The following is a 14494-nucleotide window of genomic DNA, read 5'->3' on the forward strand; positions in this document are numbered from 1 at the left end:
TTTCCATTGCTCTGAACATTGTTTTTACTTGTTTAATCATATTGTCATGATATGGAAAAACCCTTAAATATTGTAAGACAAATTTAGGATTAATGTGCATCAAAATTGCGTTTAAAGACCACAATTTTAGTGGTTGAAATCAACAATACATCATCATCTTGATTTTTTGCTTGTGTTACATAGGTCACAATTGCGCGATCATTTTTGGTTTTAGACGGCAGGATAGCCACAACTTCGACATCAACATGTATTTTATCGCCCACACGTGTGGGTTTTGGCCATCTTAAACTTGATTCTGAACCAATTAAGCCATAAGCAACAGGGAAGCATTCTGTCCAAAGACGCATAGTAACTGCAGACGTATGCCATCCACTTGCAGCAAGTCCTTTAAAAATCGGGTGATCTTTGGCTTTTTCAGCATCAGTATGGAAAATTTGCGGATCATACTTATGCGCAAACTCTAAAACCTCATCCAAAGTCATTTCGTACTCACGACTTTTAAAACGATCGCCTATATTTAAATCTTCCAAGTACAACATTGTTTATACATTCCCTTAATTTCACACAATACTCATAAATAATGATGTTCTACGCATAAAAATTAAATTATCTAAACTCTTTCATTGTAAGTCACCATTAAGCAATTTCAATGACTGTTTTTGCCAGTCATCATTTTTTTAAGTCGTATTGAAATATCAATCAAAATATAGAATGATTCAGATCATAATAACATTGTCTAATGTCCTGAAAGTAATGAAAATACGACCAAAGTGAATTGAGCAAGCTCAAGACGCGTTAAAGCAATGTTTTAAGCATCCAAACTTCACAAACATGGCTATGACCAGTATTACCTTTAGGTTCCGATAAATGCTTAAAGCCTAACTTTTCATAGAGTTTAATGGCTTGCCATAAATCTTGTGTAGTTTCTAAATAACAGGATTGAAAGCCTTGTTGTTGTGCAAATTCGAAACACTTTTCAAGAATTAGTTTGGCAAAGCCTAAACCACGAAGTTCAGGCAAAAAATACATCTTTTGAATCTCTAATATGCTTGCATCTCCTTGTAATGGTGAAAGTCCTCCACCGCCAACAACTCGACCATTTATATCCTCAATGACCCAGTATTGAGCATTAGGTTGAGCGTATACCTGATATAAATCATCTAAAATCGGATCGGCCACTGCGAAGCCTGATTCAGGGGCTAAGCCAAATTCTTTAGATACTTCACGAATGACTTGTGCGATCGATGGATTGTCTTGTATTTGTATCGTTCTAATTTGGTACATAAGTAAATGAAAATAAAAAAGGTAGAATTTTTATAACAAAAATTCTACCTTTTGTGATCAGTTAAAAATTCAACTGATCAAAACTTTACCACTTGAATAGTTGTATAGGGTCTGTTGACAATTTGTCTAGTTATGAAATGCCAACAAACCCTAAGTAAATTTACAAGTTTTGCTACTAGGCTATTTTAATTCACTTGAAGATTTACCCAATTCTCGACGGGCAATAATCAGCTGTTGAATCTGTTGCGTTCCCTCAAAAATATCTAGAATTTTTGAATCACGCGCCCATTTTTCTAATAATTCATCTTCGTTATAACCCATACTAGCAGCCAGCTCTACACATTTTAAAGTGATTTCATTGCAAATACGCCCAGCTTTTGCTTTGGCGATAGAAGCTTCACGAGAGTTGGGTTTTTTATTATCCGCCATCCATGTGGCTTTTATGATGAGTAAACGTGCAGCTTCCCATTCTGCCTCCATCCGATAGATTTGCGCAGCCAAATTTGAGGTTTGCAAATATGGGGTTGCATAGTCGGGATCTAGCTCATCTTTAAAGATTTCTTTGATGCGCTCTAGAGAAGCTTTGGCACAGCCTACTGCCATAGCTGCAACTAGTGGGCGGGTATTATCAAAAGTTTCCATCACACCCGCAAAACCTTTGGCTACATCAATTTCTGCATTACCGAGTAAGTTGACTCCAGGTACACGACAGTCAATAAAACTAATTGCTGCTGTATCGGATGCTTTAATACCTAGTTTATGTTCAAGACGTTCTACCTTCATACCAGGTGTGCCTTTTGGTACTACAAAAGATTTAATCGCAGCACGCCCCAATTTCTTATCCAAAGTTGCCCAAACCACGACTGAGTCAGCACGTTCCCCAGAGGTGACAAATATTTTTTCACCGTTCAGAATGTAATCATCACCATCTTTGGTTGCGGTTGTACGAATCGCAGCAGAGTCAGAACCACAACCAGGTTCAGTGATGGCCATCGCAGCCCATGTTCCTTTAAAACGCTCAAGCTGTTCATCATTGGCGACGGCAGCAATGGCTGAATTTCCCAGTCCTTGACGTGGCATGGTCAGCAATAGGCCTGTATCGCCATAACACATTTCAATCACACCCAATGCGGTAGACATATTTGTGCCATTTTTATTATTACTGTCTGTATCGCCACGTTTATTAATCGCAGCACCAGCGTTGAGTCCATCGCCACCATCGTTCATGCCATCTAGTAACGATGCGAGCATATCGAGTTCTTTTGGATAGGCATGTTCCGCTTTGTCGTATTTACGAGAAATTGGGCGTAAAACATTTAATGCAGTTTCGTGTGCTTGATCTAAAAGCATTTGGAATTTTTTTGGATTTTGTAAATTCATGATTTTTATCCTTTATCTTCTAAGTTAAGCGTGTAAGCCAGAATGTAGAACGGCAGTTGCACGTAAGTCACGGTACCAACGCTCAGCTGGATGTTCCTTAGTAAAACCATGTCCACCTAAAATTTGCACACCATCTGTACCAATTTTCATGGATTTTTCTGCACAAAGTAGACGGGCTAAATACGCTTCTCTATGGAAGGGTTGTCCTGCTTCTGCAAGACTGGCAGCATTTAAAATCAGCATACGCATTGCATCAATTTCAATCGCCATATCTGCGATCATAAATGCCACGCTTTGGCGGTGTGAAATAGGCTCACCAAATGCAGTACGTTCATTGGCATATTTGATGCTGTATTCTTTAACCGCTTCACAGCTACCAACAGCCATTGCACACCACATTAGATTGCCTAAATCTAAAAATGCAGCGTAATTAAAATCATCATCACCCAAACGTTGGGCAGGGGTATTGTCAAACTTCAAAGTTACCGTTTCAGTTGCTTTTAAGCCCATTGCCGGTGATTTTTTCACTGTAATACTTGGATCTCGCTTTACAACGAAAACGTCCGCTTGACCCTTAAAGTCTGCACTAACAAGGAATAAATCTGCTGTTGCACCCAACAGCACTAAAGTTTTTTCTCCAGTAATGCTGAATTGTCCATTGTTGGCAGTTGCTTTAGTTTTTAAGCGTAAGGGATTAAATGCAGGGGTTGCTTCTTGTACTGCAAAAGTGGCTTGAATATCGGTATCATTGGCAAAATTTGGCAAATAAACAGATTGAACTTGTTCAGAACCCCATTGCGTAATTGCATTGATGACACTAAAAGTAGAGAGCAGACCTGCAGCAAGTGAAAAATCACCTTTAGCTAAGCGTTCAGCAATTAAAATATTACTCACAATATTTTTTTCAGATGCGACACCACCTAAAGCTTCAGGCAGTGCATAGTAATTTAGACCTAAATCGGTACTGTGTTGCCAAAGCTCAGCTGGAAACTTTTCGTCGTGATCCGCTTGATGAGCCAATTGATAAAGTACTTCGGAAGCAAATTGATCCATGGCATCCACAGTCATTTGCTGTTCTTCAGTCAAGCTCAGATCAAATAGGGATTTTTGTTGGTTGGGTAAACGTTGTTTGGTTACATTTGAATCTGATTTAAAGGCTTTTTGTGTAGCACTTAAGGTTTTAAAACCTGCTTTAGACCCTTGATAAAGAGATCTTTCAATAAATTTGCGCAATTTAAACTGATCAAGTAAATCACTACCTGCAATTTTTGTAATTAGATTTAAACCCAAACCTTGAGCTTTATTTACCATATTGGTCATGCCGAAGTCCCTGTATTTTAGTGTCGGTATACATCAATCCTGACATGCATAAATATAAAAAACCATGTCAAAGCTGACAAACTGATTGACCATAGATGAATGGTAGAGTTAAGGGTTTATAAGTTTTTAATATTTTGATTTTTATAAATTATTTTAAAATAAAAATACCCAACATTTGTTGGGTATTGGTAAAAGTGACATTTTAAAAACTTTTAAAATCTCTTTTAACTTGTATGAAAACTAAAAAGATTAAACAAAAGGTACAATCATTTTACGAACATTAGTCTTTGCTTCAATCACCGTCATAAATGTATAAGCACCAATAAATTTACGACTGATAAACATAAATTCTTTTGGTGGAATACTGAAGTAACGTGAAGCCATTGATTTTGAAGCACGTTGCATCACACGGCTATGCAACTGGCTTTTTTTCCAGTCATAACGATTATGTTGATCCATCACGCCAGCGGGTAAATCTGGATTATTTAAAGGTGTACTAAAGGCTTCTGTTGCCAATAAAAATACTTTTGCCATATCAGGTTTAATGCTTAGGGGCATGGCATCAAAGAACTCATAGCCTGACATTGCCTTAACCATAGCTTCAGCATCGTGGTTATAACCGGCTTTAATTAAATTACAGGCAACACCAAGGAGTTGATCATCAAACTGACGTATTGCACCAAAATCTAATAAAATAATTTTGTCTTTTATATCTTCACCATTACCCAAGCGAACAAGGTAATTACCAAAGTTAGGATCGGTTTGCATTTCGCCCCACTCAAACAATTCACGGACTGCGATTTCAAGTGATGCTTCACCTAAAAGATTTCGGCGCTCTTGCGGTAAAGATAACATGACAGGGCTGTTGATGGGGACACCACGTTCAAAGGTCATGCACAGGACTTGATTGGTACAATAGTCATCAATAATTTGTGGCACGCCATAACGTGGATCTTCTTTAAGTCGCTGGCCAAAACGACGGGTTGTTGCCGCTTCAACTTTATAATCAACTTCACGATGCATCATTTCACGAACTTCATCAAACCACTGATCGAACTCACGGGTTTGTGGCACCATACGTGTCAATTTAAGCATATTTCGAAATAGGCTCATATCTGAGTCTATGGCGTCAGCTACACCTGGATATTGGATTTTAAGAACCAACTCTAATCCATCTGACTTACGTGTTGCGCGGTGAACCTGAGCCAGAGAAGCTGTACCAATCGGCTCATGATCAATGGTGAGATCGTTGAGTTTTGAACCCAATTGACTGACCAATTGCTCTTTAATCGCAGGCCATGCAAGGGCAACTGTTTGATTATTGAGGGTGTTTAATGCTTGAGTAATTTCTTCAGGTAAAAAATGCTCGCCATAAAGCGCCATCATTTGACCGATTTTAACAATTGAGCCTTTTAGCTTACCAATTTCTTGAACAAGGTAATTGGCTTGTTCCTTCATCGCTTGTTTACGTTTTTTTTCTTTTTCTTCTTCACTTGAAAAGATTGAACTCGCACTTGAAGCTGCCCAGCGTGTACCTGCCAATAATGATGCTTTTGCGATTGATAAGCGACGATCCATTGATGAGGTTTTTAACTGTTTGAGCTTTTCGTTCTGATCTGACATGAAGATAAAATCCTTTAAAAGAGATTCGAAAAGATAAAAAGATGACTAATTGTAAGGAATATTACATGGAATGACTGTATTTAAACAGTTCAATTCGCTGAATGGGGGAATTAAATTAATTTCATCAAAATAGCCTAAGCAATATTAAAATTTACATTCTAAATTGGATTTTGAGCTCTTTCCGAAGTATTAAACCTTGCTTATTAGAAGCAATGTAATTAATGATCAGATCCTTAACACTTTGATTGGTAAAACCCAGTGCATAACCTTTAACAATGATTATGCTTGGCAAGCTAAAGAAAAAATATTTTACATCATCTAGAGAAGCCGGTTCATAAACACCTTGTTCTGTAAGGGTTTGTTGAAAAAATTGCTTTTCAATTTTGACATTTGGAGTGGATTCATCATCCCACCATGACTGACGCATTGCCATGAGGTTATTATGTTTGTAGCTCATAAATTAACTAAATTCATAAATATTTAAAAACTTATTGTATATATAAAGGTGAAATGACCTAATTTCAAGTTAAGTGCTCAATCTCAGCAATTTAGCCACAAATAAGTTGATATTTTATAACCATGAAGATCGATTTTTTTAAAACATATAATAATAGCTTGAAAATAAATCTGAAAAATTAGTGATATGGTGTAACAAAGTTGATTGCTTTAAATCAATTTTTAACCACAATTTATCTACAATGATTGTATTTAGTTTCAAATCTTTTACACTCTTCTACATAGCTGATTATTTAAAATTAGCGCCTTAGTTCTTTGGATTAAGAGTTTTTGAATTAAAATAATGATTTTGGGATAGGGAATTGGATGTATTTAAAATATTGGGGGATCAGTTTAGTTGTATTATTGCCGATGCAAATACAGGCGATCGGCTATAGTTCAGAGTATTTAAACTGTATGAATTCGGCAGGTTCGAGCTCAGCAACACTTGCCAGTTGTATGAAAACAGAGTTGAGTAAACAAGATGATCGTTTGAAATCATTATTTAAACAGACACTGGACCTGTATACAGATAAGCAACAGAAAGTTCAAAAGAAATATCAGAAACAATGGCTTAAACTTCGAGAACAGCAGTGTGATGAGTCGAATAAATCAGTTTCAGATGATTATAAAATGAAGTATTACAATTGTGCGCTTAAACAAACAGTCAATAGAGCCAATATCTTAGAGAAACAAAGCTATCGTTTATAGTGCTTTATTGCGCTATAAAATAATTGCTAAGTAAATTGTCGTAAAGCATTATAAATGTCATGCAAAACAAGGTATCATAAGGCGTTTAAAAATATGACCTTGGAGAAACCTTAAGTGGATCGACCGACTATTAGCCCTGAACATTTACAGGAAGCTGCTGAAAACCTATCAACAATTCGTGATTTTATTCGTTTTGGGGTTACAGCTTTACGTCAATACGATGCACATTTGGGTCAAGGTACAGAAGATTATTTTGCAGAAAGTTCTGCCTTGGTGTTACAAACGCTTTCTTTAGAATGGAAGGCGGATGCTGAAATTTTAGATTCAAAATTATTGCCAAGTGAAAAAGCTGAGTTTTTAAATTTACTCGAACGTCGTGTAAATGAAAGAATTCCAACCTCTTATTTACTTAACCTCGCTTATTTCTTTGGTAAGCCATTCTATGTTGATGAGCGTGTGTTAATTCCTCGTTCACCGATTGCTGAATTGATCGAAAACCGTTTTGCACCTTATTGTTTAGATGAAAATGGACAAACACGTGCAGGCGTGAATAATTTACCTGAAAACCCAAATCCAAAAACACCACAGCGTATCTTAGATATGTGTACGGGTTCAGGTTGTATTGCGATCGCGCTGGCATATGCATTCCCTGATTCAGAAGTAGATGCAACTGATATTTCTAAAGAAGCATTAGAAGTGGCTTCTATTAATGCGGAGCACCACAATAAGCAATATCAGGTGGCTTTGCTTGAGTCAGATTTGTTTGCCAAAATTCCAGCTGAAAATCAATATGATTTGATCGTTTCAAATCCACCGTATGTGGATGCCGAAGATATGGCAGATCTCCCGGATGAATTCCATCATGAACCTGAACTTGCTTTAGCTGCTGGTCAAGATGGTTTGGATTTAGTTCGAAAAATGTTGGCTCAAGCTGCTGATTATTTAACTGAAGACGGTTTAATCGTGATTGAAGTAGGTAACTCAGAATGGGCAATGAAACAGAATTTTAATACGATTGATTTTTACTGGTTACAGTTCCAAAAAGGCGGTACAGGTATTTTTGCTTTGACTGCTGAACAATGTCGTACATTCCGTGATTTATTTATTCAATCTATTCAAGCTTAAGGAGTCGTAAGCATGGCAGGTAACAGTATTGGACAACTCTTCCGTGTAACGACTTGTGGTGAATCTCACGGCGTAGGCTTGATGGCAATTGTTGATGGTGTGCCACCGGGTCTTGAATTATCTGCTGAAGATTTACAAATTGATTTAGATCGTCGTAAACCGGGAACGTCTAAGTTTGCTACTCAGCGTAAAGAGCCAGATGAGGTTGAAATCATTTCTGGAGTTTTTGAAGGTAAAACGACAGGAACTTCGATTGGTTTATTGATCCGTAATACAGATCAAAAATCTAAAGATTATGGCAATATTGCGCAAACTTTCCGTCCAGGCCATGCAGATTACACCTATACGCAAAAGTATGGTTTCCGTGATTATCGTGGTGGTGGTCGTTCAAGTGCACGTGAAACGGCGATGCGTGTGGCAGCGGGTGCGATTGCAAAGAAATTTCTTTTTGAGAAATTTGCGATTGTGATTCGTGGGCATGTGACGCAAATTGGTACAGAAAAAGCACAAGCTTTAGATTGGAATGAAGTTCCCAATAATCCATTCTTCTGTGGTGATGTCAATGCAGTTCAACGTTTTGAAGCGCTGGTGACATCATTGCGTGAACAGGGTACCAGTTGTGGTGCAAAGCTTGAAATCCTTGCAGAAAAAGTACCTGTAGGTTGGGGTGAACCCGTATTTGATCGTTTAGATGCTGATATTGCCCATGCCATGATGTCAATCAATGCGGTGAAAGGTGTTGAAATTGGTGATGGTTTTGCAGTTGCAGAACAATTTGGTCATCAAACACGTGATGAACTTAGCACCGATGGGTTTTTAGCCAATCATGCTGGTGGTATTCTCGGGGGTATTTCTTCAGGTCAAACCATTCGCGTAGCGATTGCGTTAAAACCAACCGCAAGTATTACCACACCAGGAAAAACCATCAATCTAGATCGTGAAGATACAGATGTCCTCACCAAAGGTCGGCATGATCCTTGTGTGGGCGTGCGTGCGACACCTATTGCTGAAGCCATGCTTGCCATTGTATTGATGGATCATTTTATGCGTCACCGTGCACAAAATGCGGATGTGGTTGCACCATTTGCCCCAATTGAACCTAAATAGCAAATATATTTGAGATAAGAGAGGGTATTTTAGTTTTGAAATATCTTTAATTATGAGAGTAAATTTCAAATGATTTGTCTTTACTTAACAAATTTAGGTCAATGCGAATGGATTCATTATTTTAAGTTAAAGATTTTCAGTTAAAAAAACCAGACATTTTGTCTGGTTTTTTTATATCTATTCTGCTCAGTCTTATTGAGTAACAATTTGACCTGTATAACCCTTTAAGAACGTTAGGTACGCAGAAGATTGTTGACCATCTGCCTTTAAGATTGAACGTTCAACATCGCCCTGATTGGTGACCAATTTAAGTGAAATTTCTTTACCATTACGGAATGAGTTAAGAAAACTGACTGGAACATTAATCGAGTTTGATGAAACTGTACCCGCATATTGGGTCGTGTTAATGGTTGAATATGTATATGGTTGGCCATCCACTAAGAAAACAAATTGGGTAATATCATATTTTGTTGGGTTGTTAATTTCTGCTGTGATTTTAAAGCCATCACGGACTTCATCTTTCCAACGCATAGATAGTTCAGGGCAAACTTCATTTGCTTCACAGATTAAAGGGCCTTTTGTAACAACTCTTTCTGGATAAGAGCCAGCACAACCCGCCAAAGTTAAACATGCTAAAGAAGAAATTACTGCAAATTGAAGTTTCATACTGCTTCCTAATAAGTTCATTTGTGTTATTGATATGTTGATAATCTAGGTAAAATTTAACGCTTTTTAGTTAAAAAGTGAATTAAATATTTCAGTAATTTGTATTTTAGTTAAGGCATAGCATAAATCTTAAACAATATTTAAGATTTTTAATATTTCCTTTGCAATATTCTCAGTCAATTGATTTAGTCGAGTCAACGGCTCACCTTCAATAAAATATTTAAAATTTGATAACCTGTTTTGATAATAGATTGAGATAAAGAAAGTACCTTCTGGTTTTTCAAGACTCGCACTACCACCTGGTTTAAGTAAGCCCGTACAACTAACAATGATATCTGCAGCTGTAAAGAGCTTTTTTCCTTGAATTGCCATTGCTTGAGTAACTTCAACTGATTCAGCACTATATTTTTCGATGAGGGATGGATCAACTTGTAAAATTGAAATTTTAATAGAGGGGGCGTAACTGACTAAACCGCCTAATAAAATATCTGCACCACTGTTTTTATAGATCGAAAATTGGCTGGATAAATAACCAGAACTTGCACTTTCAATAAATGCGATTGTTAAATTCTTTCTTTCAAGCAGATCACAACATTGTTTTAAAAGCATAAGTATGACTCTAAAATAATTATTGATATTCAATAATTTAACTATAAGTAAATTGAAAAAATTTGCAAGAAAACTATGTGGAAAGTAGGCATACTCATCGTGTATTTATTTAATTAATTATAAAAATTAATATGTTAGATTGATTTTTATCAATAATAATAAAATAACTAAAAAGAAATTGTGGTTGAAATAGGTTTGTCATATTTATTTGCCATAATGTCTGCACAAACAACAAAAACCAAGAATAAGCATTAAATAACAATCAAAAAAAGTTTAAAAGAATAATCAGCGTAAAGTCTGTAAATATGCAGTCAACCCACTCTTCAACAGGTGGGTTTTCCTTTTTTGGGCCAATCGTAGAATTACTGTGCAATATGGTGAATTTATATATTTCAAACCTGCCAAAAGGTGATATAAATAAAAATAAAGTGCATATGAAAATGGAGTACGAATCATGAAAACGACAGTTAAGTATGTTGTCCTAAAAAGTAGAGAATATCAGCTTGGCACCGCTTTATTTGAAGAAAGTATTGAAGCCGAAGGAAATTATTTTGATCAAATTCCCGATATCATTCACTATCAAAATCATAATTTTAAAGTAAAGTCCAAAGAACTTAGCCGTAAGCAAATTTTTGATGATTTTGAAGAATCTCAAACCATTTTAGTCAAAGTTATCGCGGTTTAATAATTTTCCCAAGTTGTCTTTGCTATGGACATTGCATAAATAAAACCCAGCTAAACTGGGTTTTATTTATCTGATAATTTAATCAATCACTGTTTGACAATCAATACAGGGAGTTTAGTTTGACCTAGTACATCTTGTGCAAAGCTACCCAAGAAAAATTTCTGGAAGCCTTTACGTCCATGTGATCCCATGATAATTAAATCTGTATTTAATGATTCAGCAGTTTTAATGATGGTTTCTGCTGCAACCGAGTCTCTCACGACTTGTGTATCAATCTGAACACCTTGCTGTTCAGCCAATTGTTTGGCTTTGCCCAAACCTTCTTCCGCATTTTTAATTGCTTCTTCAATGTAATCTTTTAACATATCTGGCGAATAGTAGAAATCAGCAGCTGCAAAAGGGTCTTCGGCAACGACACTGATCGCAGTGACTTTGCTTCCAAAGGCTTTTGCAATCGCAGCAGCATGTTTTAATGCAGAAAAAGAAATGTCAGAACCGTCAACTGGGACAAGAATATTTTGATAACTCATAATCACACCTTTTTAATTAAGATTTCAAATAAAAACTAAGCTTCTTCTTGGGGAGATTTAATAATCAACACAGGCAGTGGAGAAATAGACAACACTTCTTGTGCAACACTCCCTAAGAAGAATTTTTTCAGACCAGTACGTCCATGGGAGCCCATTACAATAAGGTCCACATTTAGTTCATCTGCAACATCTAAAATTCCAGTAGCAGGAGGAACTTCACGTACCACTTTGGTATCTACTGTTGTTACACCATGGTGAACTAAAGTTTCTTGAATATCTTTTAAACGTGCTAAAGCATTTTTTTCAGCTTCAAATAAATATTGAGTTACAGCAGGCGCTATTTTATAAAAATCGACGCCTTTAAAAGGATCAACTGCGATTACACTCATCACAGTAATTTTACAGTTAAAAGCAAGTGCAAGTTTCTCTGCATGTTCAAGTGCAGCATAAGAAATAGGAGAGTCATCTACAGCAAGAAGGATATGTTGATAAGCCATTATAAGTTTCTCCTTTTAAGGGGGCTGTTGACATTTCATAAAGGGTTTGCGTTGTAAGCTAAAATTGAGCAGACAAGGCAGGAAACGAAGAGAATAGCGAGACTATTTTCGAGTTTCATAACGCAGACTGAGATAATTTTAGCCACAACCCTTCGGGACTAGCGTGTTTTTTTTGCCGCTACGTCGTTACGAAATATTCATTTAGAATGACTAAATTTCATACTTCGTGCCTAGTATCACCAAAAAAACACACGTAGTCGCAAATCTAGACGAATTGTCAACAGACCCCGTCATTATTTATTCATTGATAACACATTGTGTTGTTAGTCGCAAATTATCGATGAGAATTTTAGTTGATCAAAAGTGTGTTATTTCAAGCTTTTGTGAAATACACATAATTTTATTATGGTTTTATTTTGTAACGTTTAATTGTCCTTATTTTTTATTGAAATTTTATTCATATAAATTTGATCTCAGGTTTTAGGTTGGTGTTCTGAATAAGATGTATTTTGAATTCTTAAGATTCTAAAAACTGGCATGATAAATGCTTTAATTTAATGCAAACCAATATTTATGAATAAAATTTTGGCATCAATTTGGAACATTTTAAATCAAGTGCCATAGAAAAGTGGATCAGTATGAAAATTTATACGCAACGTCTAGACCATATAGAGTCAAACATTGAGGCTGAAAGTATTGAATTGACTTTTGATACTCGCCAAAAGAGCCGTTTTCGTGCAACTTTAAATAATGGGCACGATATTGGTGCAGATTTGCCGCGTACGGGCATTTTGCGTAGTGGTTCTTATATTGCAACTGAACAAGGTGAAGTGTTACGTGTAGATGCCAAAGCTGAAAAATTAATGCGAGTTTCTGCACTGGATAGTTTTGATTTACTTAAAGCTGCATATCATCTGGGAAATCGCCATGTTCCGTTAATGCTTTCCCCAACTGCACTTTATTTTGAACCTGATCATGTCCTTGCAGAAATGATCCAAGGTTTAGGGTTGACAGTAGATGAAGTAGAACATCCATTTGAACCTGAAAGTGGGGCATATGCCCAACATCAGCATGATCATCGTTTAAGCCCAATTAAGGCTTTACATCATGTCCATCACTAACGCATCGCAACTACTAAGTCTATTGACCTTGTCATCGACAGCCCTACCCATCGGTGCATATTGCTATTCGCAAGGGGTGGAAAGTGCGATTGATCAGGGTTTGATTCATGATGAAGCAAGCAGTATCGCTTATTTTGAAGAAGTACTGGAAATGTTGCTGGTTAGGTTTGAACTACCCGTTTTAAAACGTTTAATGCAACATTATTTAGACGAGGTAGAATTTTTAAATTGGGCTAACTTTTATAAAGCAAGCCGTGAATCAAAAGAATTACGGGCTGAATCTCAGCAGTTGGCATTTTCTTTGAATGCTTGGATTCGTGATGTTTTAAAACAGCAACCTGAGATTAAAAAGCAGTTTGGTTTTGTACCAGTTTACGCACATTTATGCGGAACGTTGAAGCTTAATCTGGTGGATGTCCTAACAGCATATAGCTTTACTGTTTTAGAAAATCAAGTGCTAGGTGCAGTAAAAACTGTCCCTTTAGGGCAAATGAGTGGTCAAAGAATTTTGTGGCACTTACATGGCCTAATTCCTCAAGCCGTAGTACGTGCCTTGGCCTTAGAAGATGATGCGCTAAGTAGTGCCTTGCCCAATTATGCGATGTTAAGTATGTCGCATGAAACTTTATATTCACGATTATTTAGATCATAAATGACACGGTTCATTCCCTACTTTTATAGAGAATGAAGTATAGAAAAGGAAAAAATGATGACAGAACGTAGCCCTTTACGTGTTGGAATAGGTGGTCCTGTTGGTTCAGGTAAAACAGCATTAACCCTAAATTTATGCCTTGCTTTACGCAACAAATATAATATGGCGGTTGTGACCAACGATATCTATACCAAAGAAGATTCTAATTTTTTAACTCGTCATGAAGCGATGTCACCAGAACGTATTGTTGGTGTTGAGACAGGTGGTTGTCCGCATACTGCAATTCGTGAAGATGCTTCAATTAATTTGGCTGCAATTGATGATCTTTGTGAAAAATTTAATGGTTTAGAGCTGATTATTATCGAAAGTGGTGGAGATAATCTAGCCGCTACGTTTAGTCCCGAATTATCTGATTTAACCCTTTATGTGATTGATGTTGCAGGTGGTGAAAAGATCCCACGTAAAGGTGGTCCAGGAATTACCAAGTCGGATTTATTGATTATTAACAAAACAGATTTAGCCCCAATGGTCGGTGCAAATCTCGATGTGATGGATCAAGATGCAAAACGCATGCGTGGTGATAAACCTTTTCTATTTTCAAATATGAAAACTCAAGCTGGTTTAAACCAAATCATTGAGTTTATTGAAAAACAAGGTTTATTTAAAGCTTAGTCGCGATATTAAAATAA

At 36.7% G+C, this 14494-nt stretch carries 17 protein-coding genes; 7 read left to right on the top strand and 10 right to left on the bottom strand.

Annotated features, from left to right (window positions below; all coding sequences use genetic code 11):
- Positions 1 to 89: 89 nt before the first annotated feature.
- The 6 genes from AC2G3J_RS09280 to AC2G3J_RS09305 all read right to left on the bottom strand — a co-directional run bounded on the left by AC2G3J_RS09280 (position 90) and on the right by AC2G3J_RS09305 (position 6064).
- A complete protein-coding gene (locus AC2G3J_RS09280) occupies positions 90 to 539 on the bottom strand; it encodes a MaoC family dehydratase (protein ID WP_419327244.1) in 450 nt (149 codons plus the stop codon).
- 256 nt (positions 540 to 795) lie between these two features.
- Positions 796 to 1284 (bottom strand): GNAT family N-acetyltransferase, encoded by a 489-nt coding sequence (locus tag AC2G3J_RS09285; protein WP_336951032.1) that lies wholly within the window; start codon positions 1282 to 1284, stop codon positions 796 to 798.
- 180 nt (positions 1285 to 1464) lie between these two features.
- Complete coding sequence (locus AC2G3J_RS09290) at positions 1465 to 2664, bottom strand: acyl-CoA dehydrogenase family protein (protein WP_483770990.1); 1200 nt, start codon at positions 2662 to 2664, stop codon at positions 1465 to 1467.
- Between the two features lie 24 nt (positions 2665 to 2688).
- Complete coding sequence (locus AC2G3J_RS09295; protein ID WP_483771070.1) at positions 2689 to 3975, bottom strand: acyl-CoA dehydrogenase family protein; 1287 nt, start codon at positions 3973 to 3975, stop codon at positions 2689 to 2691.
- Between the two features lie 258 nt (positions 3976 to 4233).
- A complete protein-coding gene (locus AC2G3J_RS09300; RefSeq protein WP_336951034.1) occupies positions 4234 to 5607 on the bottom strand; it encodes an ABC1 kinase family protein in 1374 nt (457 codons plus the stop codon).
- A gap of 151 nt (positions 5608 to 5758) precedes the next feature.
- The gene (locus AC2G3J_RS09305; RefSeq protein ID WP_336951036.1) at positions 5759 to 6064 is read right to left on the bottom strand and encodes a hypothetical protein; all 306 of its coding nucleotides are present in this window, start codon (positions 6062 to 6064) and stop codon (positions 5759 to 5761) included.
- Between the two features lie 365 nt (positions 6065 to 6429).
- On the opposite strand from AC2G3J_RS09305, the gene AC2G3J_RS09310 reads away from it, so the two are divergent.
- The 3 genes from AC2G3J_RS09310 (at position 6430) to aroC (ending at position 9045) form a co-directional block, all read left to right on the top strand.
- Positions 6430 to 6813 carry a lysozyme inhibitor LprI family protein gene (locus tag AC2G3J_RS09310; protein ID WP_419327241.1) on the top strand — a complete coding sequence of 128 codons (384 nt, stop codon included), beginning with the start codon at positions 6430 to 6432 and terminating at the stop codon, positions 6811 to 6813.
- Between the two features lie 114 nt (positions 6814 to 6927).
- Positions 6928 to 7938 (top strand): 50S ribosomal protein L3 N(5)-glutamine methyltransferase, encoded by a 1011-nt coding sequence (gene prmB, locus AC2G3J_RS09315; RefSeq protein WP_336951038.1) that lies wholly within the window; start codon positions 6928 to 6930, stop codon positions 7936 to 7938.
- Positions 7939 to 7950: 12 nt separating this feature from the next.
- Positions 7951 to 9045, top strand: coding sequence for a chorismate synthase (gene aroC, locus AC2G3J_RS09320; RefSeq protein WP_336951039.1), 1095 nt, complete (start codon positions 7951 to 7953; stop codon positions 9043 to 9045).
- Between the two features lie 192 nt (positions 9046 to 9237).
- Here the strand turns inward: aroC and AC2G3J_RS09325 are convergent, their stop codons facing one another.
- Both AC2G3J_RS09325 and AC2G3J_RS09330 read right to left on the bottom strand, forming a co-directional pair.
- Positions 9238 to 9711, bottom strand: coding sequence for a hypothetical protein (locus AC2G3J_RS09325; RefSeq protein WP_004821699.1), 474 nt, complete (start codon positions 9709 to 9711; stop codon positions 9238 to 9240).
- Positions 9712 to 9840: 129 nt separating this feature from the next.
- Positions 9841 to 10320 carry a CinA family protein gene (locus AC2G3J_RS09330; RefSeq protein ID WP_419327240.1) on the bottom strand — a complete coding sequence of 160 codons (480 nt, stop codon included), beginning with the start codon at positions 10318 to 10320 and terminating at the stop codon, positions 9841 to 9843.
- Positions 10321 to 10774: 454 nt separating this feature from the next.
- On the opposite strand from AC2G3J_RS09330, the gene AC2G3J_RS09335 reads away from it, so the two are divergent.
- The gene (locus tag AC2G3J_RS09335; RefSeq protein ID WP_419327239.1) at positions 10775 to 11005 is read left to right on the top strand and encodes a hypothetical protein; all 231 of its coding nucleotides are present in this window, start codon (positions 10775 to 10777) and stop codon (positions 11003 to 11005) included.
- An 86-nt stretch (positions 11006 to 11091) separates the two neighbouring features.
- Here the strand turns inward: AC2G3J_RS09335 and AC2G3J_RS09340 are convergent, their stop codons facing one another.
- Positions 11092 to 11535, bottom strand: coding sequence for a universal stress protein (locus AC2G3J_RS09340; RefSeq protein WP_336951042.1), 444 nt, complete (start codon positions 11533 to 11535; stop codon positions 11092 to 11094).
- A gap of 35 nt (positions 11536 to 11570) precedes the next feature.
- Entirely contained in the window at positions 11571 to 12032 is a 462-nt protein-coding gene (locus tag AC2G3J_RS09345) for a universal stress protein (RefSeq protein WP_483770991.1), read from the bottom strand.
- Between the two features lie 638 nt (positions 12033 to 12670).
- Between AC2G3J_RS09345 and ureE the strand changes: the two genes are divergently transcribed.
- The 3 genes from ureE to ureG are packed head-to-tail and all read left to right on the top strand — an operon-like array spanning position 12671 to position 14477.
- Positions 12671 to 13153: an urease accessory protein UreE gene (ureE, locus tag AC2G3J_RS09350; protein WP_336951044.1), complete on the top strand. Its 483-nt coding sequence runs from the start codon at positions 12671 to 12673 to the stop codon at positions 13151 to 13153.
- Positions 13140 to 13805, top strand: coding sequence for an urease accessory protein UreF (locus tag AC2G3J_RS09355; RefSeq protein ID WP_336951045.1), 666 nt, complete (start codon positions 13140 to 13142; stop codon positions 13803 to 13805). Before ureE ends, AC2G3J_RS09355 begins: the two co-directional genes overlap by 14 nt.
- 57 nt (positions 13806 to 13862) lie before the next feature.
- On the top strand, positions 13863 to 14477 hold the full coding sequence (gene ureG / locus AC2G3J_RS09360; RefSeq protein WP_336951046.1) for an urease accessory protein UreG: 615 nt from the start codon (positions 13863 to 13865) through the stop codon (positions 14475 to 14477).
- The last annotated feature ends 17 nt before the right edge of the window (positions 14478 to 14494 follow it).

The sequence above is a fragment of the Acinetobacter legionensis genome, from assembly GCF_057165765.1.

Excerpts from the sequence above, each read along its gene's own strand:
- AC2G3J_RS09285 (WP_336951032.1), bottom strand. The coding sequence starts at position 1,284 with ATGTACCAAATTAGAACGATACAAATACAAGACAATCCATCGATCGCA.
- aroC (WP_336951039.1), top strand. The coding sequence starts at position 7,951 with ATGGCAGGTAACAGTATTGGACAACTCTTCCGTGTAACGACTTGTGGT.
- AC2G3J_RS09305 (WP_336951036.1), bottom strand. The coding sequence starts at position 6,064 with ATGAGCTACAAACATAATAACCTCATGGCAATGCGTCAGTCATGGTGG.
- AC2G3J_RS09300 (WP_336951034.1), bottom strand. The coding sequence starts at position 5,607 with ATGTCAGATCAGAACGAAAAGCTCAAACAGTTAAAAACCTCATCAATG.
- AC2G3J_RS09325 (WP_004821699.1), bottom strand. The coding sequence starts at position 9,711 with ATGAAACTTCAATTTGCAGTAATTTCTTCTTTAGCATGTTTAACTTTG.
- AC2G3J_RS09290 (WP_483770990.1), bottom strand. The coding sequence starts at position 2,664 with ATGAATTTACAAAATCCAAAAAAATTCCAAATGCTTTTAGATCAAGCA.
- AC2G3J_RS09345 (WP_483770991.1), bottom strand. The coding sequence starts at position 12,032 with ATGGCTTATCAACATATCCTTCTTGCTGTAGATGACTCTCCTATTTCT.
- AC2G3J_RS09335 (WP_419327239.1), top strand. The coding sequence starts at position 10,775 with ATGAAAACGACAGTTAAGTATGTTGTCCTAAAAAGTAGAGAATATCAG.
- AC2G3J_RS09280 (WP_419327244.1), bottom strand. The coding sequence starts at position 539 with ATGTTGTACTTGGAAGATTTAAATATAGGCGATCGTTTTAAAAGTCGT.
- ureE (WP_336951044.1), top strand. The coding sequence starts at position 12,671 with ATGAAAATTTATACGCAACGTCTAGACCATATAGAGTCAAACATTGAG.
- AC2G3J_RS09340 (WP_336951042.1), bottom strand. The coding sequence starts at position 11,535 with ATGAGTTATCAAAATATTCTTGTCCCAGTTGACGGTTCTGACATTTCT.
- ureG (WP_336951046.1), top strand. The coding sequence starts at position 13,863 with ATGACAGAACGTAGCCCTTTACGTGTTGGAATAGGTGGTCCTGTTGGT.
- AC2G3J_RS09330 (WP_419327240.1), bottom strand. The coding sequence starts at position 10,320 with ATGCTTTTAAAACAATGTTGTGATCTGCTTGAAAGAAAGAATTTAACA.
- AC2G3J_RS09295 (WP_483771070.1), bottom strand. The coding sequence starts at position 3,975 with ATGGTAAATAAAGCTCAAGGTTTGGGTTTAAATCTAATTACAAAAATT.
- AC2G3J_RS09310 (WP_419327241.1), top strand. The coding sequence starts at position 6,430 with ATGTATTTAAAATATTGGGGGATCAGTTTAGTTGTATTATTGCCGATG.
- AC2G3J_RS09355 (WP_336951045.1), top strand. The coding sequence starts at position 13,140 with ATGTCCATCACTAACGCATCGCAACTACTAAGTCTATTGACCTTGTCA.